At 73.4% G+C, this 19,282-nt stretch carries 20 protein-coding genes; all 20 read left to right on the forward strand.

The genetic code is table 11. The annotated features are described in order from the left end of the window. The first annotated feature begins 29 nt into the window (after positions 1-29). Positions 30-791 carry a proteasome subunit alpha gene (gene prcA, locus KV557_RS28255; RefSeq protein WP_218204342.1) on the forward strand — a complete coding sequence of 254 codons (762 nt, stop codon included), beginning with the start codon at positions 30-32 and terminating at the stop codon, positions 789-791. Positions 792-921: 130 nt separating this feature from the next. Beyond that, positions 922-2,283 carry a Pup--protein ligase gene (gene pafA, locus KV557_RS28260; RefSeq protein WP_218204343.1) on the forward strand — a complete coding sequence of 454 codons (1,362 nt, stop codon included), beginning with the start codon at positions 922-924 and terminating at the stop codon, positions 2,281-2,283. 156 nt (positions 2,284-2,439) lie between these two features. Next, entirely contained in the window at positions 2,440-3,426 is a 987-nt protein-coding gene (locus tag KV557_RS28265; protein WP_218204344.1) for an FKBP-type peptidyl-prolyl cis-trans isomerase, read from the forward strand. A gap of 214 nt (positions 3,427-3,640) precedes the next feature. Continuing rightward, on the forward strand, positions 3,641-4,948 hold the full coding sequence (locus tag KV557_RS28270) for an FKBP-type peptidyl-prolyl cis-trans isomerase (protein ID WP_218204345.1): 1,308 nt from the start codon (positions 3,641-3,643) through the stop codon (positions 4,946-4,948). A 161-nt stretch (positions 4,949-5,109) separates the two neighbouring features. Then, positions 5,110-5,487, forward strand: a complete 378-nt coding sequence (locus KV557_RS28275) for an FKBP-type peptidyl-prolyl cis-trans isomerase (protein ID WP_218204346.1) — start codon at positions 5,110-5,112, stop codon at positions 5,485-5,487. A 188-nt stretch (positions 5,488-5,675) separates the two neighbouring features. Beyond that, positions 5,676-6,662 carry a helix-turn-helix transcriptional regulator gene (locus KV557_RS28280; protein ID WP_218204347.1) on the forward strand — a complete coding sequence of 329 codons (987 nt, stop codon included), beginning with the start codon at positions 5,676-5,678 and terminating at the stop codon, positions 6,660-6,662. Positions 6,663-6,735: 73 nt separating this feature from the next. Next, positions 6,736-7,692 carry a helix-turn-helix transcriptional regulator gene (locus KV557_RS28285; protein ID WP_218204348.1) on the forward strand — a complete coding sequence of 319 codons (957 nt, stop codon included), beginning with the start codon at positions 6,736-6,738 and terminating at the stop codon, positions 7,690-7,692. A gap of 3 nt (positions 7,693-7,695) precedes the next feature. Beyond that, positions 7,696-7,926, forward strand: a complete 231-nt coding sequence (locus tag KV557_RS28290; RefSeq protein WP_218204349.1) for a hypothetical protein — start codon at positions 7,696-7,698, stop codon at positions 7,924-7,926. A gap of 88 nt (positions 7,927-8,014) precedes the next feature. Continuing rightward, entirely contained in the window at positions 8,015-8,191 is a 177-nt protein-coding gene (locus KV557_RS28295; RefSeq protein WP_218204350.1) for a hypothetical protein, read from the forward strand. Positions 8,192-8,383: 192 nt separating this feature from the next. Beyond that, positions 8,384-8,680, forward strand: coding sequence for a Sec-independent protein translocase subunit TatA (tatA, locus tag KV557_RS28300; RefSeq protein WP_218204351.1), 297 nt, complete (start codon positions 8,384-8,386; stop codon positions 8,678-8,680). A gap of 127 nt (positions 8,681-8,807) precedes the next feature. Beyond that, positions 8,808-9,698: a twin-arginine translocase subunit TatC gene (gene tatC, locus KV557_RS28305; RefSeq protein ID WP_218204379.1), complete on the forward strand. Its 891-nt coding sequence runs from the start codon at positions 8,808-8,810 to the stop codon at positions 9,696-9,698. Positions 9,699-9,866: 168 nt separating this feature from the next. Beyond that, positions 9,867-11,021: an NAD(P)/FAD-dependent oxidoreductase gene (locus tag KV557_RS28310; protein ID WP_256178074.1), complete on the forward strand. Its 1,155-nt coding sequence runs from the start codon at positions 9,867-9,869 to the stop codon at positions 11,019-11,021. Between the two features lie 38 nt (positions 11,022-11,059). Continuing rightward, entirely contained in the window at positions 11,060-11,374 is a 315-nt protein-coding gene (locus tag KV557_RS28315) for a (2Fe-2S)-binding protein (protein ID WP_218204353.1), read from the forward strand. Next, the gene (locus KV557_RS28320; protein WP_218204354.1) at positions 11,355-12,767 is read left to right on the forward strand and encodes an FAD/NAD(P)-dependent oxidoreductase; all 1,413 of its coding nucleotides are present in this window, start codon (positions 11,355-11,357) and stop codon (positions 12,765-12,767) included. Before KV557_RS28315 ends, KV557_RS28320 begins: the two co-directional genes overlap by 20 nt. 169 nt (positions 12,768-12,936) lie before the next feature. Beyond that, positions 12,937-13,800, forward strand: coding sequence for a dihydrodipicolinate synthase family protein (locus tag KV557_RS28325; RefSeq protein WP_218204380.1), 864 nt, complete (start codon positions 12,937-12,939; stop codon positions 13,798-13,800). Positions 13,801-13,936: 136 nt separating this feature from the next. Further along, positions 13,937-14,941, forward strand: a complete 1,005-nt coding sequence (locus tag KV557_RS28330) for a proline racemase family protein (protein WP_218204355.1) — start codon at positions 13,937-13,939, stop codon at positions 14,939-14,941. Between the two features lie 37 nt (positions 14,942-14,978). Next, on the forward strand, positions 14,979-16,343 hold the full coding sequence (locus KV557_RS28335) for an aldehyde dehydrogenase family protein (RefSeq protein ID WP_308130114.1): 1,365 nt from the start codon (positions 14,979-14,981) through the stop codon (positions 16,341-16,343). Next, positions 16,343-17,371: a proline racemase family protein gene (locus KV557_RS28340; protein WP_218204356.1), complete on the forward strand. Its 1,029-nt coding sequence runs from the start codon at positions 16,343-16,345 to the stop codon at positions 17,369-17,371. The genes KV557_RS28335 and KV557_RS28340 overlap by 1 nt, the downstream gene beginning before the upstream one ends. Positions 17,372-17,424: 53 nt before the next feature. Beyond that, complete coding sequence (locus KV557_RS28345; RefSeq protein WP_308130115.1) at positions 17,425-18,348, forward strand: ornithine cyclodeaminase family protein; 924 nt, start codon at positions 17,425-17,427, stop codon at positions 18,346-18,348. A gap of 162 nt (positions 18,349-18,510) precedes the next feature. Further along, positions 18,511-19,221, forward strand: a complete 711-nt coding sequence (locus KV557_RS28350) for a GntR family transcriptional regulator (protein WP_218204357.1) — start codon at positions 18,511-18,513, stop codon at positions 19,219-19,221. The last annotated feature ends 61 nt before the right edge of the window (positions 19,222-19,282 follow it).

The following is a 19,282-nucleotide window of genomic DNA, read 5'->3' on the forward strand; positions in this document are numbered from 1 at the left end:
GTCACCTCACAGGAAAGGGACGACCGCCGGTGTCGACACCGTTCTACGTCTCGCCCCAGCAGGCCATGGCGGACCGCGCGGAGTACGCCCGCAAGGGCATCGCGCGAGGCCGCAGTGTGGTCGTGCTCACCTACGTCGACGGCATCGTCTTCGTCGCGGAGAACACCTCCAGGGCGCTCCACAAGGTCTCCGAGATCTACGACAAGATCGCCTTCGCGGCGGTCGGCCGCTACAACGAGTTCGAGAACCTGCGCATCGGCGGCGTCCGCTACGCCGACCTGCGCGGCTACTCCTACGACCGGGCCGACGTCACCGCCCGGGGTCTGGCCAACGTCTATGCCCAGACCCTCGGCACGATCTTCTCCTCGGTCGGCGAGAAGCCGTACGAGGTCGAGCTGATCGTGGCCGAGGTCGGCCGGACGACCGAAGAGGACCAGATCTACCGCCTCACCCCGGACGGTTCGATCGTCGACGAGAAGAACTACGTGGTGGTCGGCGGCAACGCCGACTCCATCGGCAACTACCTGGGCCAGCGCCACCGCGGCGGGATGACCCTGAGCGAGGCGATCCGGGTCGCCGTCGACTCGCTCGCCCGCGACCCCAACGGCGGCAGCCCGCGCAGCCTGACCCCGGAGCACCTGGAGGTCGCCGTGCTCGACCGACGGCGGTTCCAGCAGCGCAAGTTCAAGCGCATCCTGGGCGGCCAGCTCGGCCGGCTGCTCGACGGCGACCAGTCCGCGGCGGCGGACGACGAGGAGAAGCCGGCGGCCACCCCGCCGTCGGACGAGTAGTGCCTGCGGAGTCCCGTGCGGCGGCGCGACCGCCGCACGGGGCTCCGGTGCCCCTGCGGCTTCCCCGGCGGGTCGGCCGGGAACGGCTGTGGAGGCGGTTTCGGACAGCTCCGACCAGAATGGAGTGCTCATGGACCGCCGGATTTTCGGGCTGGAGAACGAGTACGGGGTCACCTGCACGTTCCGCGGGCAGCGGCGGCTGTCGCCGGACGAGGTGGCGCGGTACCTGTTCCGCCGGGTCGTCTCCTGGGGCCGCAGCAGCAACGTGTTCCTGCGCAACGGCGCCCGCCTCTACCTCGACGTCGGCTCCCACCCCGAGTACGCCACTCCCGAGTGCGACGACGTTGTCGAGCTGGTGACGCACGACAAGGCCGGTGAGCGCATCCTCGAAGGGCTCCTGGTGGACGCCGAGCGGCGGCTGCACGAGGAGGGCATCGCGGGGGACGTCTACCTCTTCAAGAACAACACCGACTCGGCCGGCAACTCCTACGGCTGCCACGAGAACTACCTGGTGGCCCGGCACGGCGAGTTCTCCCGGCTGGCCGACGTGCTGATCCCGTTCCTGGTGACCCGCCAGCTGATCTGCGGGGCCGGCAAGGTGCTGCAGACCCCGCGCGGGGCGGTGTACTGCGTCAGCCAGCGGGCCGAGCACATCTGGGAGGGCGTCAGCTCCGCCACCACCCGCTCCCGTCCGATCATCAACACCCGCGACGAGCCGCACGCGGACGCCGAGCGCTACCGCCGGCTGCACGTGATCGTCGGCGACTCCAACATGTCCGAGACCACGACCCTGCTCAAGGTCGGCGCCACCGACCTGGTGCTGCGGCTGATCGAGGCCGGGGTGGTGATGCGCGACCTGACCCTGGAGAACCCGATCCGGGCGATCCGCGAGGTCAGCCACGACCTCACCGGCACGCACCAGGTGCGGCTCGCCAACGGGCGGGAGGCCAGCGCGCTGGACATCCAGGAGGAGTACTTCACCAAGGCGCTGGAGTTCGCCGACCGCAAGGGCATCAACACCGGCACCATCGCGCAGGTGCTCGACCTGTGGGGCCGCACCCTGGAGGCCGTCCGGACCGAGAACCTGGACGGGGTGGCCACCGAGATCGACTGGATCATGAAGTACAAGCTCATCGAGCGCTACCGCGAGAAGCACCAGATGGGCATGTCCAACCCGCGGGTGGCCCAGATCGACCTCGCGTACCACGACATCCACCGGCGGCGCGGCCTGTTCTACCTGCTCCAGGGCAAGGGGCAGGCGCAGCGGGTGACGACCGACCTGAAGACCTTCGAGGCCAAGTCGATCCCGCCGCAGACCACCCGGGCCCGGCTGCGCGGGGACTTCATCCGCCGGGCGCAGGAGCAGCGCCGGGACTTCACGGTGGACTGGGTGCACCTGAAGCTGAACGACCAGGCGCAGCGCACGGTGCTGTGCAAGGACCCGTTCCGTTCGGTGGACGAGCGGGTGGAGAAGCTGATCGCCGGGATGTGATCGGTGGTGTGACCAGCAATGTGATCCGCGATGTGGTCCGCGATGTGATCAAGGACCGGTCCGGCCCCGGTGGTGTCTAACCGGGGCCGGACACGCGTGAGGCATACGCTGTCGTCGAGTCAGGAGAGCCGACTTCGACCGACAGTTAGGACCACTGTGCGCCGCACCGCCGGTTTGCTTCTCACCCTGCCCCTGCTGCTGGCGGTCGCCTGCAGCAGCTCCACCAAGGCGGCCGGCCCGGCGACCCCGTCGGCGCCCAGTGCCGCTCCGACCGTGCCCACTCCGGTCAACGAGGCCTCGCCGATGCCCACACTTTCGGGTGGCGGATTCGGCAGCAAGGCGACCATCACCATTCCCGAGGGCCCGCCCAGCGGTCAGTTCGTCGTGAACACCGTCAGCGAGGGCGACCGGGCGGCGGTGAACAAGGGTGACTGGGTGACGGTCAACTACACGGCGAAGGACTGGACCACCGGCAAGGACCTGCCCAGCTCGTACGACGCGGGCGGGAAGCCGCAGCTGTACCAGGCGGGCAGTGGGCAGCTGGTGCCGGCCTTCGACCAGACCGTGATCGGCAAGAAGGCCGGCAGCCGGCTGCTGGTGGTGGCGCCGCCGGCGGCGGCGTTCGCCGACAAGGGGAACAGCCAGCTCGGTGTGGGCGGGGGCGACACCGTGGTGTTCGTGCTCGACGTCATGGAGAGCATGCCGCAGGACGCCACGCTGACCGGCGCGATGACGCAGCCGGCGGCGAACCTGCCGCAGGTCAAGGACAACGGCAAGGCCCCGGCGACGATCACGGTCCCGGCCGGGCAGGCCGCCCCCACCGACCTCCAGCAGGCGGTGCTGATCAAGGGTGAGGGCAAGCAGGTCAAGACCGGGCAGACGCTGGTGGTGCAGTACACCGGGGTGCTCTGGAGCAACGGGCAGCAGTTCGACGCGTCCTGGACGCACGGCGGTGCGCAGGCGGTGCAGATCGGCACCGGGAGCGTGATCGAGGGCTGGGACAAGGGGCTGGTCGGCCAGACCGTCGGCAGCCGGGTCGAGCTCGTGGTGCCGCCCGCGCTCGGTTACAAGGACCAGCCGGCGGGCTCGGTGCCGCCGAACTCGACGCTGGTGTTCGTGATCGACATTCTGGAAGCGGTCTAGGAAGCGGTCTAGGAAGACCCCCGGAGGATTCCGTACGCTTGGGCGGGCGCTCGCACATGGAAGCGCCCGCCCTCATCCTGAGCTGTCATACTGCCCTCGCACTGTGGCAGGCGCCGCCGGCGCCCGGGTCCAGGGCGGACGGTGCGACGGCAAACCGGCGCTCACCACGCCGGCGGCAGAACTGAATGACCTTGGGCGAGATGGATGGGGAGTCATGACTGAGAAAGCGCCGAACCCCGGCGGGCCCGGTACCGCGGCGAACGACGGCCCTGCGGGTGACCCGGCCGCCTCGCGTCCCGGCGGGCCGCTGCCGGGCGACGGTGAGTCGATCGTCGTGCCGCCGTCGATCCTGAAGCAGCAGGCCGGCTGGGCGAAGCCCGGCGAGGGCTCGCGCCCCGCGGGCGGCACGAAGACCGACGAGGCGCCGCAGATCTTCGCCTCCAGCGTGCGCAAGGGCGACACGTCGGAGGCCGGGTACGACGAGAACCCGCCCGGGGTGGGCAGGCTGGGTGTCATCCTCGGCAGCGTGCTGGCGTTCCTGCTGGTCGGCAGCGCCATCACGCTCTACATGGTGAACAAGGACGGCTCGTCGGACGCCAAGCCGGACGCCGCCAAGACCGCGGCGCCCACGCCGACCGCCGACCCGGTGCCGCCGATCAAGGACAGCGCCAAGGTGCTGCCGACGGTCACCGGCGACTTCGGCAAGAAGGCCGACATCCAGGTGCCGTCCGATGCGCCCGACGGCTCCTTCGTGGTCAAGGTGCTGTCCGAGGGCAGCGGCCCCAAGGTCGACAAGAAGTCCTGGACCTCGGTGGACTACACCGCCAAGAACTGGAACACCGGCAAGGACATCCCGAGCTCCTTCGACAAGGACCAGAAGCAGCAGATCTTCCAGGCCGGCTCGGACGCGCTGATCCCGGCGCTGGACCAGGCGGTGCTCGGAAAGAAGGCCGGCAGCCGGGTCCTCGTGGTGGCGCCGCCGGCCGCCGCCTTCGGCTCCCAGGGCAAGCCGGACATGTCGATCGGGCCCAAGGACAACCTGATCTTCGTGATCGACATCCGCAACACCAACGCGCCCGACGCTGTGGTGAGCGGCACCGTCACCCCGCCGCCCGCGGACTTCCCGCAGGTCAAGGACAACGGCAAGAAGCCGGCAGAGATCACCCCGGTGGCCGGTGCGGCCGACCCGACCGAGCTGAAGACGCACGTCCTGATCAAGGGCACCGGGCCGGCCGTGGAGAAGGGCGAGAAGGTCGTCGTCCAGTACACCGGCGCGCTGTTCAAGGACGGCAAGGTGTTCGACTCCTCGCTGGGCAAGGGCCAGGCGTTCAGCTTCCCGGTCGGCGGCGGCCAGGTCATCCAGGGCTGGGACCAGGGACTGGCGGGGCAGACCGTCGGCAGCCGGGTCGAGCTGGTGATCCCGGCGGCGCTGGCCTACGCAGACAAGCCGCCGTCCGCGGACATCCCGCCGAACTCCGCGCTGGTGTTCGTGATCGACATCCTGGACGCCGGTCAGGGCTGATCCACTTTCGGGTGACAATGGTGTGCGTGTGACCTTCGGGCCCGGCCGCGTGGCCGGGCCCGTACGGGCGGCGGGCGCCCGTACCGTGGTCCGGGAACGGACCGGGGCGCGGGCGCCCGCCGCTTGGTCATGAATACCAGCAAACCGTGAGAAGAGGGACTGTGAACCTCAACGAGAAGCCTGAGATCGACTTCCCGGCCGGCGATGCTCCGGCGGAGCTCCAGATCCGCGACATCGTCGTTGGTGACGGCGCCGAGGCCAAGCCGGGCCACATGGTCAAGGTGCGCTATGTCGGCGTGACCTTCGAGACCGGCGAGGAGTTCGACGCGAGCTGGAACCGGAGCCCCAACGAGTTCCAGTTCCCGCTGGGCGCCGGCCGGGTCATCAAGGGCTGGGACCAGGGCGTTGCGGGCATGAAGGTCGGTGGCCGCCGCGAGCTGACCATCCCGTCGCACCTGGCGTACGGCGCCCAGTCGCCGTCCCCGCTCATCCCGCCGCACTCGACCCTGATCTTCGTGGTCGACCTGCTCGGCGTCTGAGCCCCGCTCGGGCCGCATTTCCGAGGGCCGCACCTCTGCGCGAGGTGCGGCCCTCCGCCTGTCCCGGACCAGGGGCGTGGGACGCGGCTTTTGCAGTGCGTACCGCTACCGGTACGGTCGGTCCCGCCGGGTGACGATCGCCCGGCGGGCGCACCCGCGCGCGGCGCGGCACACCGGAAGGGTCAGCGATGGCGATCGCCAAGGCAGAGCGGCTGATGAATCTCGCCCTGTGCCTGATGAACACCAGACGTCCGCTCTCCAAGAAGGAGCTGCGGGAATCCGTCGAGGCGTACCGCGAGGCCTGGCAGAACAGCAGCGAGGACGCCTTCAACCGGATGTTCGAGCGGGACAAGGACGACCTGCGCGAACTCGGCCTGGTGATCGACGTCGACGAGAACACCCTGGACGGCGAGCTCGGCTACCTGGCCCGCGCCGACCGCAACCGGCTGCCCGAGATCGCGCTGGACGCCGAGGAGGCGGCCGCCCTGACGCTGGCCGCCCGGGTCTGGCAGCAGGCCAAGATGTCCGGCGCCGCCAGCGGCGCGCTGCAGAAGCTGCGGGCCGCCGGGGTGCCGTTCGCCGAGGCCGAGAGCCGTACCGCGCTGGAGCCACGGATCCCCGCCCGGGAGGCCGCGTTCGAGCCGCTGCTCACCGCGGCCCGGGACCGCCGCCCGGTCACCTTCGATTACCGCAAGGCCGGCGCCGCCGCCGTCGAGCAGCGCAGCGTCGAGCCGTGGGCGCTGGAGTGCTGGCGCGGGCACTGGTACCTGGCCGGGTGGGACCGTGACCGGGGTGACGCGCGGGTGTTCCGGCTCAGCCGGATCACCGGCAAGGTGCGGGCCAAGTCCGGGGCGTTCCTGGGCACCGTGCCCGAGCACGTGGACGTGCGGGCCACCGTCGCCAAGTTCGCCGGCGAGGGGGCCACCGCCACCGCGACCGTCCGGGTCCGCCGGGGGGCCGGATTCCCGCTGCGCACCAAGGCGCTGAGCAGTGCGCAGGTGGACGAGGCCTGGGACGAGCTGGAGATCCCGTACGGCAACGGGCTGGGCGCCGACCTCGCCGAGTTCGGGCCGGACGTGGTGGTGCTCGGGCCCGAGGAGCTGCGGGCCGACGTGATCGACCGGCTGCGGGCGGTCGCTGGGCTGGGTGTTGTGACCGAGGGAGTGCGGGCGTGAGCGAGCGGAGCGAGCGAACCATCGAGAGGTGCGTATGTTGCGAAGCGCCCGCCGAGCGCAGCGAGGTGGACGCATGAGCAACGCTATTGACCAGACTCGGCGGATGCTGTCGCTGGTCACCTACCTGCGCGAGCGGCCCGGGGCCGAGGTCGCCGAGGTGGCCCGGGCCTTCGGGATCACCGAGCGCGAGCTGATCGGGGACCTCAACGTGCTGCCGATGTGCGGCACCAGCTTCCGCGGCGGCGACCTGCTCGACATCGACACCGACGGCGAGCGGATCTGGTGGCACAACGTCGACGACGTGGCCCAGCCGCTGCGGCTGGCCGCCGACGAGGCCACCGCGCTGCTGGTCGCCGCCCGCGCGGTGGCCGGGCTGCCCGGTCTGCGGGCCGGGGACCGGGAGGCGCTCACCCGGGCCGTCGCCAAGATCGAGAACGCGGCGGGGGAGAGCGCCGAGGGCAGCGCCCGGGTCGGCGTGACCTTCGAGGCCGAGAGTCACGTGTTCGCCGACATCGACCGCGCGCTCAGCGAGGGCCGCCGGCTCTGGCTGCGCTACTACTCGCACGGGCGCGGCGGGATGACCGAGCGCGAGGTCGACCCGATCCGGCTGCTCACCGAGGGCCACACCTACCTTGAGGCCTGGTGCCGCACCTCCGAGGACCACCGGATGTTCCGGCTGGACCGGGTCGCCGAGATCCGGGTGCTGGACGTTCCGGCCGACCCGCCCCGGCGCGAGCCGCGCGACCTGTCCGGTGGGCTGGTCAACCCCTCCGCGGACGACCCCGAGGTGGTCGTCGAGGTGTCCTCCGGCGGGCGCTGGGTGGCCGAGTACTACACGCACGACCGGGCCGAGGAGCTGCCGGACGGCGGGCTGCGGATCACCCTGCGCAGCGCCGACCCCTCGCAGCTGCGCCCGCTGGCGCTGCGGCTGGGCCGGGACGGCCGGATCGTGTCGCCGCCGGAGCTGGCCGAGCAGGCGCGCGCGGCGGCCCGGGAGGCGCTGGCGGCGTACGGGGAGGGGCGGGACTGAGCCGTGGAGCCCGGTACCAGATTCAAGGTGTACTGCTCGGAGTGCCGGGAGAAGGTGGAGCTCCCGGCCGAGGAGTTCCGCCTGACCCTCGGACGCACGCCGGCGCAGGCGCACTACAGCTTCGGCTGCCCGCTGTGCGGGGCGGCGGTGCGCAAGCCGGCCGGGGAGAAGATCGTCGCGGCGCTCACCGGGGCCGGGGTGCGCACCATGCGGCTCGTCCCGGCGGAGGGATAGGCCTGCCGGTCCTGCGGTCCTGCAGTCGTGGGCCGAGCCACGGGACCGGCCCCGAGTGAGTAACCTGCGCCCGTATAGGCTGGGGCGCATGTCCTGGATGCTCGTCGCCGCCGTCCTCCTCGCCACCGCGGGCCTGCTGGTCCTCGGGGTCCTCGCGATCCGGCTCTGGCTGGACGTGCGGGCGCTGGCCAAGGGCGTGGACGCGGCCGCGCGGGCGCTGGCCGACGCCGCCGGGGACCTGGCCGCGGCGGTGCCCGGCCGCTGACGGGTCGGCCGTCCGCCGTACGGGGGCTGCCCCGCCGGTGTAGGGGCGCGTTACGCTCTCAGATGGCTCCTGTCACTGCGAACCGGGGGCCGCTGTCCTGTTCGGGCGGTTGTCGTCAGGGTGTCATCCGCAGCGGTTACCATCCGCGGCGGGCGGCCCGTCGGGTGCCGCCATGACTGAAGGTGGTCGAGCATGCGCATCTCGGGGACCGCGATCATGGTGGTCGTGGTAGTCGCCATCGTGCTTTTCGGGGCCAAGCGGCTGCCCGAACTGGCACGCTCGCTCGGCCAGTCGATGCGGATCCTGAAGAGCGAGGCGAAGGCCATGCGCTCGGACGGTACCGAGGACGAGGGCGGGGCCGCGCCCGCGCCCGCGCCGGCCGTCGGATCCGACCACGGCGCGGCCAAGACCATCCAGGCCGCCCCAGGGGCGGCCGCCACGGCCCGGCCGGTGGCCGAGCCCGCCGCCGACGGCGACCGGCCGCACTGAGCGCGGCGCACGTGACACACGCGACCATTGAGGCCCGCCGACCGGCGGGCCTCGACGCACGAGTTGAGGACCGGGGTTGAGCAAGCTCTCCAAGGCGTCGAAGGCGCCCAAGGATCCTGAGGGGCGGATGGCCCTCGCCGACCACCTGCGGGAACTGCGCAACCGCGTGGTCAAGTCGGTCCTGGCGATCGTGGTGTTCACGATCATCGCGGGGGTCTACCACAAGCAGCTGGAGCACTTCCTGCTGGAGCCGCTGCCGCAGTGCGACAAGGCGAACGCGGGTCAGTACCACGGGCGATGCGCGCAGGTGTCCAACATCGGCCTCACCGCGGGCTTCAACTGGATGCTGAAGGTCGCGCTGACCGCGGGCGTGGTCGCGGCCGTCCCGATCTGGCTGTACCAGGTGTGGGCCTTCGTGGCGCCCGGTCTGCACAAGCACGAGCGCAAGTACACGGTCGTCTTCATGATCTGCGGTGCCCCGCTGTTCCTGGCGGGTGTGGGCTGCGCCTTCCTGGTGATGCCGACCACGGTCGAGGTGCTGATCTCGTTCACCCCGAACACCACGACGCCGATCCTGCCGCCCGAGGACTACTTCGACATCGCCACCCGGATGGTGCTGGTCTTCGGCCTGGCCTTCGAATTCCCGCTGCTGCTGGTGATGCTCAACATGGTCGGCATGGTGACCGGCAAGCGGCTGCTCGGCTGGTGGCGCGGGATGGTCATGGGCATCACCGTGTTCGCCGCCTTCGCCACGCCGAGCGCCGACCCGGTCAGCATGCTGGTGCTGGCCGCGCCGATCTGGGCGCTGTACTTCACCGCCGTGGCCGTCGCGCTGCTCAACGACCGGCGCAAGGCCCGTCGCAACCCGGACGCGGAGCTGGACGACGAGGAGGCCTCGCACCTGGACCTCTCGGTGCAGCCGGTGGCCGGGGCGGAGGCCGTCGAGGCCTCGTCCGCGCCGGTGGCGAGTGCTCCGGTGGCGGCCGCGCGCCGGGAGCACATGGACGACATCACCTGAGCCGGTAGCGCTTCGCGAGCCCCGGTCCGCCGTACTGCACGGTGGGCCGGGGCTTTTGCGTGGCTCGGTCCGGTGTTCGCGTGGCTTGGCCCGGTCGGCTCGGTCCGGGTCGGGTTTCGGTGCGGCGGTCTTGGCAGGGTTGATGGCATGTGACATATTACTGGCGTGCTGAAGACCGAGCCTCCCCTGGATGTCGTCGTGGTCGGCGCCGGAGTCGTCGGCGCCGCCTGCGCCTACTACGCCGCCCGCGCCGGGCTCGCCGTCACCGTCGTCGACCGCGGGCCGGTGGCCGGCGGCACCACCGGCGCCGGCGAGGGCAATCTGCTGGTCTCCGACAAGGAACCGGGGCCCGAACTCGACCTCGCCCTGCTCAGCCTCCGGCTCTGGCGCGAGCTCGCCGACGACCTCGGCGCCGCCATGGAGTACGAGCCCAAGGGCGGCGTGGTCGTCTCCTCCACCCCGGCCGGGCAGGAGGCGCTGCGGGCCTTCGCCGCCCAGCAGGCCGCCGTCGGGGTCGTGGCCGAGGAGATCCCGGCCGAGCGGCTGCAGGAGCTGGAGCCGCACCTCTCGCCCCGGATGGCCGGCGGCTTCCACTACCCGCAGGACGCCCAGGTGCAGCCCGCCCTCGCCGCCGCCCACCTGCTGCGCGAGGCCCGGCGGCTGGGCGCGAAGCTGATCACCGGCGAGACCGTCCGGGCCGTCCGCAGGCGGCCGGACGGCGCCGTGCTCGGCGTCGAGACCGACCGGCGGCGGCTCGACGCGCCCGCCGTCGTCAACGCGGCCGGCACCTGGGGCGGGGAGCTCGCCGGGCTGGCCGGGGTGCACCTGCCGGTGCTGCCCCGGCGCGGGTTCGTGCTGGTCACCGAGCCGCTGCCGCGGATCATCCGGCACAAGGTCTACGCGGCCGACTACGTCGCCGACGTGGCCAGCGGCTCGGCCGGGCTGCAGACCTCCGCCGTGATCGAGGGGACGCCCGGAGGCCCGGTGCTGATCGGCGCCAGCCGGGAGCGCGTCGGCTTCGACCGGACGCTCTCGCAGGAGGCGCTGCACCGGCTGGCCGCCCAGGCCGCCGAGCTGTTCCCGGTGCTCGCGGACGTCACCGTCATGCGCGTCTACCGGGGCTTCCGCCCGTACCTTCCGGACCACCTGCCGGCCATCGGCGCCGACCCCCGGGTGCCCGGGCTGTACCACGCCTGCGGGCACGAGGGCGCCGGCATCGGGCTGGCCCCGGCCACCGGGCTGCTGATCGCCGAGCAGCTGACCGGCAAGCAGCCGGAGCTGGACCTCGTGCCGTTCCGTGCGGACCGGTTTCCGGCTGCCTGATTCCCGTTCGTCCCTTTCTGAAGTTGGAGAAGCCACCGATGCGCCGCACCCCCGCCGAGCTGGTCGGGGCCGAGCCCGGTCCCGCCCACCACATCGACTTCGACGGCCGGCCCGTTCCGGCGCTGCCCGGGCAGTCGATCGCCGCCGCGCTCTGGGCCGACGGCGTGCTCGCCTGGCGCACCACCCGGGTCGGCGGCCGGCCGCGCGGGGTGTTCTGCGGGATCGGCGCCTGCTTCGACTGCCTCGCCACCGTCAACGGGCGGCCCAACCAGCGCACCTGCCTGCTCCCCGCCGAGCCCGGCACCACCGTCACCACCCAGGAGGGCCACGGCCGTGCCGACCTCGCCATCTGACGTCCCCCGGTATGACCTCGCGGTGATCGGCGCCGGCCCGGCCGGGCTCGCCGCCGCCGTCACCGCCGCCGACCTCGGGCTGCGCTGCGCCCTGCTGGACGCCGGCCGGCAGACCGGCGGGCAGTACTACCGCCACCCGGCGCCCGGCCTCGGGGCGGCCCGGCCGGACCGGCTGCACCACGGCTGGTCCGCCTACACTGGCCTCGCCGACCGGCTCGCCGCGCACGAGCGGGCCGGGCGGGTCGGCTTCCTCGGCGGCCACCAGGTGTGGGCGCTGGAGCGCACCGGCGACGGCTACGCGGTGCACGTCACCCTCGGGCCGGAGGCCGCCGACCGGGCCACCGTGCCGGCCGCGGCCGTGCTGCTCGCCACTGGCGCGTACGAGCGGCAGCTGCCGTTCCCCGGCTGGACCCTGCCCGGGGTGGTCACCGCGGGCGGCGCCCAGGCCATGCTCAAGGCCGGGCTGGTGCTGCCCGGTCGGCGGATCGTGGTGGCCGGCAGCGGGCCGCTGCTGCTCGCGGCTGCGTCCTCGCTGGTCACCGCCGGGGCCGAGGTGCCCGCCGTGGTCGAGGCCACCGCCTACCTGGGCTACGCGCGGCGCCCGGGCGTGCTGGCGGCCGTCCCCGCCAAGCTCGTCGAGGGCGCCGGGCACGGCAGCGCGCTGCTGCGGCACCGCGTCCGGCTGCGCCTGCGCAGCGCCGTCGTCGAGGCGCACGGCACCGACCGGGTCACCGCCGTCACGGTGGCCCGGCTGGACGCCGACTGGCGGCCGGTGCCCGGCACCGAGCGGCGGATCGACTGCGACGCGCTCGCCGTGGGCCACGGCCTGCTGCCGCAGATCGAGCTGGCGACCGAGCTTGGCGCGGCCACCAGGACCGGCCCGGACGGCGCGGTCGCGCTCCAGGTGGACGCCCGAATGCTGACCACCGTCCCCGGCCTCTGGTCGGCCGGCGAGACCAACGGCGTCGGCGGCGCGGACCTCGCGATCGCCGAGGGCGAGCTGGCCGCGCACGCCGTGGCCGACCGGGCCCCGCGGCCCGCGCTGGTGCGCCGCCGGGCGCGGCTGCGGGCCTTCGCGGAGCTGATGGCCGCGGCCCACCGGCCCGGCCCCGGCTGGACGGGCTGGCTGCGTCCGGACACCGACGTCTGCCGGTGCGAGGAGGTGCCGGTGGCGCGGATCCGGGAGGCGGTGGAGGAGCTGGGCGCGGGCGATCCGCGGACCGTCAAGCTGCTCACCCGGGCCGGGATGGGCTGGTGCCAGGGCCGGATGTGCGGTCCGGCCGTGGCCTGGCTGGCCGGCTCGGGTGAGCCGGGGCCGGACCGGCGCCCGTTCGCCTGTCCGGTGCCGCTGTCCCAGCTGGCGGCGGAGCAGCGGGCGGCCGCGGAAGGGTAGGCGGCCGCGGAAGGGTAGGCGGCCGCGAAAGGCTGGGCGGTCGGTCGGCGAACACGCGGGCCGGGGACTCTTGTCTCCGGCCCGTGCTCTCTAATAAAATGTCACACCTCACCAAGGAGTCATCGTGTCCCACACCCCGCACGACACCACCCGGCCCTGGCGCGGCATCATGGTCGCCACCACGATCCCGCTGCGCCCGGACCTCTCCGTCGACTACGACGCCTACGCCGAGCACGTCCGCTGGCTGATCGAGTCCGGCTGCGACGGCGTCGTCCCCAACGGATCCCTGGGCGAGTACCAGACGCTGACCGCCGAGGAGCGCGCCCGGATCGTGGAGGTCGCCGTCGAGGCGGCCGGGGACGGCTCCCGGGTCATGCCCGGCGTCGCCGCGTACGGCAGCGCCGAGTCCCGCCGCTGGGCCGAGCAGGCCGCCGAGGCGGGCGCCGGCTCCGTCCTGCTGCTGCCGCCGAACGCGTACCGGGCCGACCACGCCTCCGTGCGCGCGCACTACGCCGAGGTGGCCGGGGCGGGCCTGCCGATCGTCGCGTACAACAACCCGATCGACACCAAGGTCGACCTCGTTCCCGCGCTGCTCGCCGAACTGCACGCCGAGGGCTCGATCGTCGCCGTCAAGGAGTTCAGCGGCGACGTCCGCCGGGCGTACGAGATCGCCGAGCTGGCTCCCGGGCTGGACCTGCTGATCGGCGCCGACGACGTGCTGCTGGAGCTGGCGCTGGCGGGCGCGGTCGGCTGGATCGCCGGCTACCCGAACGCCCTGCCGGAGGCCTCGGTGGCGCTCTACCGGGCCGCCGTCGCGCACGACCTGGAGAACGCGCTGCCGCTGTACAAGGCGCTGCACTCGCTGCTGCGCTGGGACTCGAAGACCGAGTTCGTCCAGGCCATCAAGCTCTCCATGGACATCGCCGGGCGCCCCGGCGGTCCGGTCCGGGCGCCGCGGCAGCCGCTGGGCCCGGAGATCGAGGCGGCCGTCCGCGCGGCCACCGAGAAGGCGCTGGCCGAGGGCCTGGCGTAGCGGTTCGTCGCGGTTCGTTGCCTGGCCCTCGGTCAGGAGCAGTACTCGACAGGCCGGCTGCGGGGGCAGCCGGCCCGGCCCACCCCCATCCGTCCCACCTTCATCCGTCCCACCCTTCGACGGGAGCCGAAAAGCCATGCGTAGCCGTCACGTGTTCCACGCCGTCGACTCGCACACCGAGGGCATGCCGACCCGGGTCATCACCGGTGGCTTCGGCGTCATCCCCGGCGCCACCATGGCCGAGCGCCGGGTGCACTTCCAGCAAAACCTGGACCACTTCCGCACCCTGCTGATGTACGAGCCGCGCGGGCACGCCGCGATGAGCGGCGCCATCCTGCAGCCGCCGACCAGGCCGGACGCCGACTTCGGGGTGCTCTACATCGAGGTCTCCGGGCTGCTGCCGATGTGCGGGCACGGCACCATCGGCGTCGCCACCGTGCTCGTCGAGACCGGGATGGTGCCGGTCGTCGAGCCGGTCACCACCGTGCGGCTGGACACGCCCGCCGGGCTGGTGATCGCCGAGGTGCGGGTCGAGGACGGCGCCGCCAAGGCGGTCACGATCCGCAACGTGCCCTCGTACTCCGTCGCGCTGGACCGCAAGATCGAGGTGCCCGGGTACGGCACCGTCGGCTACGACCTCGCGTACGGCGGCAACTTCTACGCGATCCTGCCGCTCGCCGAGTTCGGGCTGCCGTTCGAGCGCGGGCGCAAGCAGGAGATCCTGGACGCCGGGCTGGCCCTGATGGACGCGATCAACGCGGGCCCCGACCGGCCGGTGCACCCGGAGAACCCGTCCATCCACAGCTGCCACCACGTCCAGCTGCTCGCCCCCGGCTCGACCGCCGAGCACTCGCGGCACGCGATGGCCATCCACCCCGGCTGGTTCGACCGCTCACCCTGCGGCACCGGCACTTCGGCGCGGATGGCGCAGCTGCACGCGCGCGGCGAACTGCCGCTCGGGCGGGACTTCCGCAACGACTCCTTCATCGGGACGACCTTCGTCGGGCGCCTGGTCGAGGAGACCGAGGTGGCCGGGCGGCCCGCCGTGGTGCCCACCGTCACCGGGCGGGCCTGGGTGACCGGGACCGCCCAGTACTTCCTCGACCCGACCGACCCGTTCCCGGCGGGGTTCCTGCTCTGAGCCTCCGTGTCGAACCACCTTTGAAGGGCTGCTAGTTGTGACCATCACCTCGTACAACCCCGCCGACCCCGCGGACCTCGTCGTCGCCGTCGAGGAGCCCGGTGCCGAGGCCGTCCGAGCCGCCGTCGGGCGGGCCAGGGCCGCGCAGTCCGGGTGGCTCGCCGCCGGTGCGGGCGCCCGGTCGGCGGCGCTCGGCCGGCTCGCCGAGGCGGTCGAGGCGCACGCGGAGGAGCTGGCGGCGCTGATCGTGCGCGAGGTCGGCAAGCCGCTCGCCGAGGCGCGGGGCGAGGTCGCCCGGACCGCGGCGATCTGGCGGTACTACGCGCAGGCGCCGTACGCGCCGTCCGGTGCGGTGCACGAGACCGCCGCCGGGCCCGGACTGCTGCTCACCCGGCGCCGCCCGTACGGGGTGGCCGGGCTGATCGCGCCGTGGAACTTCCCGCTGGCGATCCCGAGTTGGAAGGCGGCGCCGGCGCTGGCGGTCGGCAACACCGTGGTGCTCAAGCCGGCGCCCGAGGCGACGGCGTGTGCGTTGCGGCTGGCCCAGCTGGCGGGCCTCGCCGGGCTGTCCGAGGACGTGTTCACCGTGCTGCCGGGCGGGGCGGAGGAGGGCGCGGCGCTGGTCGACGCGGCGGACGTGGTGTCGTTCACCGGCTCGACCGGCGTCGGCCGGGCCGTCGTCCGGGCCGCGACCGGGCGCGGGGTGCCCGTGCAGGCCGAACTCGGCGGGCTGAACGCCGCGTTGGTGCTGCCGGACGCCGACATCGCGCAGGCCGCCGGGCACCTCGCCGCCGCGATCGCCGGGTACGCCGGGCAGAAGTGCACCGCCACCAGCCGGGTGATCGCGGTCGGCGCCGCGTACGAGCCGCTGCGTGACGCGCTGGTCAAGGCGCTGGCGTCGGTCGACGATGCGGTCTGCGGGCCGGTCGTCAACGCCGCCGCCCGGAACCGGCTGACGGATGCCGTCGTCTCGGCGGTCGCCGCCGGGGCTACCGTGCTCACCGGCGGGCGGGTGCCCCACCGGGACGGCTGGTACGTCGAGCCGACCCTGCTCACCGACGTACCGGCCGAACACCCGCTGGCGCGCGAGGAGTTCTTCGGCCCGATCGCGGTGCTGCACGCCGCGGCCGACCTGGACGAGGCGATCGCGCTCGCCAACGACACCCCGCACAGCCTGTCCACCTCGGTGCACAGCCGCAGCCTCGACGTCGCGCTCGCCGCCGCCGACCGGCTGGACGCGGGCATGATCCGGATCAACGCGCCGTCCAGCGGCGTCGACTTCCACCTGCCGTTCGGCGGCGCCAAGGGCGCGAGCCACGGGGAGCGCGAACAGGGCCAGGCGGCGCTGGACTTCTACACCGTCAGCCGGACGGTCAGCGTGCTTCCGGCCGGGGGCGCCTGATGTTCGTCCGCACGGTGGACTACCACACGGCCGGGGAGCCGTTCCGGATCGTCCTGGACGGCGTGCCGGCCATCCCCGGGGACAGCGTCGCCGAGCGGCGGGCCATCGCGATCGGCGCGGGCGGCAGCGCGACCGCGCCCCGGCCGAGCGCGCTGGACAAGGTCCGGCAGTTGCTCGTCCGGGAGCCGCGCGGGCACGCCGGGATGTACGGCGGGTTCCTGGTGCCGCCGGACGACGACGAGGCGCACCTGGGCGTCCTGTTCTGGCACAAGGACGGGTACTCGACGGCCTGCGGGCACGGCGCCATCGCGCTCGGGGCGTGGGCCGTGGACTCCGGGCTGGTCGCCGCCCCCGCGGACGGCGTGGCGCGGGTGCGGATCGACGTGCCGTCCGGGCGGGTCACTGCGCTGGTGCACCGCGCGGGCGGGCGGACCACCGGGGTGACCTTTCGCAACGTGCCCACCCGGGTCGGCGCGTTGAAGCTGCCCGTGGTGACCTCGCGGGGGACCGTGGAGGTCGCCGTGGCGCACTCCGGTGCCTGCTACGCCTCGGTGCCGGCTGCTGCGCTCGGGCTGTCCGTGGAACCCGCGCTGCTGCCCGAACTGACCGCCGTGGGGCGGGAGATCAGGGAGCTGCTGGCCGGCTCGGAGGCGGTGGCGCACCCGTCGGACGCGCGGCTGTCGGGTGTCTACGGGGTCGTCCTGTACGACGAACTTCCGTCGGAGGAGGGGGTGTTGAGCCAGCGGAACGTCACCGTCTTCGCCGACGGGCAGATCGACCGCTCGCCGTGCGGCTCCGGCACCTCCGCCCGGCTGGCGGTGCTCGCCGCCGAGGGGCGGCTCGCGCCGGGGGAGGAGCTGCGGCACGAGTCCGTCATCGGGACGGTGTTCCGCGGGCGCGTGCTGCCCGGCGGGGACCCGCTGGGCAGGGGCGTCGTCACGGAGGTCACGGGGACTGCGCACCGGACGGGGGAACACGGGTTCGTGCTGGAGCCGGGGGACGAGCTGGGGGCGGGGTTTCTGCTGTGAGCTCTTCTGTTGCTCGCTCTTCTGCTGGGGGTTCCTTTGCTGGGGGCCCCATTGTGCAGCCCGGTGCGGCGGATGAGCCGCTCCAGTACGCCGTGCCGGGCGTTGGCCGGGTCACGCCGGGGCAGGCCGCCGACGCGATCGAGCGGGTGCTGCTCGACGGGCTCGACCCGGAGACGGCGCCGGCCCGCTCGGCCGTGCCCGTCCCGGCCGGCGAGCTGCTGATGATGCCGGCCGCCGCCGGACCGTACGCGGGCGTCAAGATCGCCGGCGTCGCGCCCGCCAACCCCGCCCGCGGACTGCCCCGGATCACCGGCAGCTACCTGCTGCTCGACGGGCCGACCCTGCAGCCCGTCGCCCTGCTCGACGGTGCCGCGCTCACCGCGCTGCGCACGCCCGCCGTCACCGCCGTCGCGCTGCGCCGGCTCGCCGTGCCGGACGCCGCGCACCTGGTGGTCTTCGGGGCCGGGCCGCAGGCGTACGGGCACCTCGACGCGCTGCGCGCGATCCGGCCGCTGACCCGGCTCACCGTCGTGGCGCGCAGCGCCGGGCCGGCGGCGGAGCTGGCCGCGTACGCGCGCGGACTCGGGCTGAAGGCTTCGGTGGGCGGGCCGGAGGCCGTGGCCGAGGCGGACGTGGTGGTCTGCTGCACCACCGCGCGCACGCCGCTGTTCGACGGCGCGCTGGTGCCCGCGCACGCCGCCGTCGCGGCCGTCGGCTCGCACGAGCCGGACGCGCGGGAGGTGGACGAGGTGCTGGTCGGGCGGGCCGAACTGTACGTCGAGGCACGGGCGGTGGCAGCGCGCGAGGCCGGGGACCTGATCATGGCGGGCGTGGGCGGCCGGCAGATGTGGAACCTGGCCGAGCTGGTGCGCGGCGACGCGCTGGTGCCGAGGGACCGGCCGCGCTTCTTCAAGAGCGTCGGCATGGCCTGGGAGGACCTGGCGGTCGCGGCGGAGGTGCATCGGAACGGCCGCTGATGGCAGGGCGGTTCGGGGCGGCGTAGCAGATCGTGTGCCGTCGGCCGTTGTCACGGCCGGCGGCCGCTGCCACGATGAGCTGCGGTCGAATCGTGGACTGTTGCGCACGCACCGTAACGTGACATTGTACACTGGTGTTCTGCACCGACTCGGAGGAACACCATGGCCGACCTCAAACCCCGCACCCTGATCTCCGTGCAGGAGCGGCTTCGCGACCAGGTCGCCCACGCGCTCCGCGCCGCCCTGATCTCCGGCGAACTGCGCCCCGGCGTCGTCTACTCCGCGCCCGCGCTCGCCGCCGACTTCGGCGTCTCCGCCACCCCCGTCCGCGAGGCCATGCTCGACCTCGCGCGGGAAGGCCTGGTCGAGGCCGTCCGCAACAAGGGCTTCCGGGTCACCGAACTCACCGAGCGCGACCTCGACGACTACACCGAGATCCGCGCCCTCATCGAGGTCCCGACCGTCGGCCGGGTCACCCGCAGCGCCACCAAGGACCAGCTGGAGCGGCTGCGTCCGCAGGCGGAGGCGATTGTCGCGGCCGCGCGCAAGCACGACCTCATCGGGTACCTGGAGGCGGACCGGCAGTTCCACCTGGATCTGCTGGGGCTGGCCGGCAACGCGCGGCTGGTCGACGTCGTCGGCGACCTGCGCAAGCGCTCGCGGCTGTACGGGCTCAACCGGCTCGACGAGCGCGGCGAGCTGGTGTCGTCGGCGGAGGAGCACCTGGAGTTGCTGGACCTGATGCTCGCGGGTGACGCGGAGGCGGCGGAGGCGTGCATGACGCGGCACCTCAGCCACGTGCGGTCGCTGTGGGCCAACGGTCAGGAGGCGGCGGCGGAGGAGAGGCCGGCGCTGCGGCTGCGGGCGCGGTAGGGGCTAAACCACTCGTTCGGGTGGCGGCCTCGGAAAGTGCGGCGGGCGTCGGGTCGAGGGC

The sequence above is a fragment of the Kitasatospora aureofaciens genome, from assembly GCF_019192735.1.
GTDB classification, from domain to species: Bacteria; Actinomycetota; Actinomycetes; order Streptomycetales; family Streptomycetaceae; genus Kitasatospora; species Kitasatospora aureofaciens_A.

Excerpts from the sequence above, each read along its gene's own strand:
- KV557_RS28330 (WP_218204355.1), top strand. The coding sequence starts at position 13,937 with ATGCGTAGCCGTCACGTGTTCCACGCCGTCGACTCGCACACCGAGGGC.
- tatC (WP_218204379.1), top strand. The coding sequence starts at position 8,808 with ATGGCCCTCGCCGACCACCTGCGGGAACTGCGCAACCGCGTGGTCAAG.
- KV557_RS28270 (WP_218204345.1), top strand. The coding sequence starts at position 3,641 with ATGACTGAGAAAGCGCCGAACCCCGGCGGGCCCGGTACCGCGGCGAAC.
- KV557_RS28325 (WP_218204380.1), top strand. The coding sequence starts at position 12,937 with ATGGTCGCCACCACGATCCCGCTGCGCCCGGACCTCTCCGTCGACTAC.
- tatA (WP_218204351.1), top strand. The coding sequence starts at position 8,384 with ATGCGCATCTCGGGGACCGCGATCATGGTGGTCGTGGTAGTCGCCATC.
- KV557_RS28350 (WP_218204357.1), top strand. The coding sequence starts at position 18,511 with ATGGCCGACCTCAAACCCCGCACCCTGATCTCCGTGCAGGAGCGGCTT.
- KV557_RS28340 (WP_218204356.1), top strand. The coding sequence starts at position 16,343 with ATGTTCGTCCGCACGGTGGACTACCACACGGCCGGGGAGCCGTTCCGG.
- KV557_RS28295 (WP_218204350.1), top strand. The coding sequence starts at position 8,015 with ATGTCCTGGATGCTCGTCGCCGCCGTCCTCCTCGCCACCGCGGGCCTG.
- KV557_RS28285 (WP_218204348.1), top strand. The coding sequence starts at position 6,736 with ATGAGCAACGCTATTGACCAGACTCGGCGGATGCTGTCGCTGGTCACC.
- KV557_RS28315 (WP_218204353.1), top strand. The coding sequence starts at position 11,060 with ATGCGCCGCACCCCCGCCGAGCTGGTCGGGGCCGAGCCCGGTCCCGCC.
- pafA (WP_218204343.1), top strand. The coding sequence starts at position 922 with ATGGACCGCCGGATTTTCGGGCTGGAGAACGAGTACGGGGTCACCTGC.
- KV557_RS28280 (WP_218204347.1), top strand. The coding sequence starts at position 5,676 with ATGGCGATCGCCAAGGCAGAGCGGCTGATGAATCTCGCCCTGTGCCTG.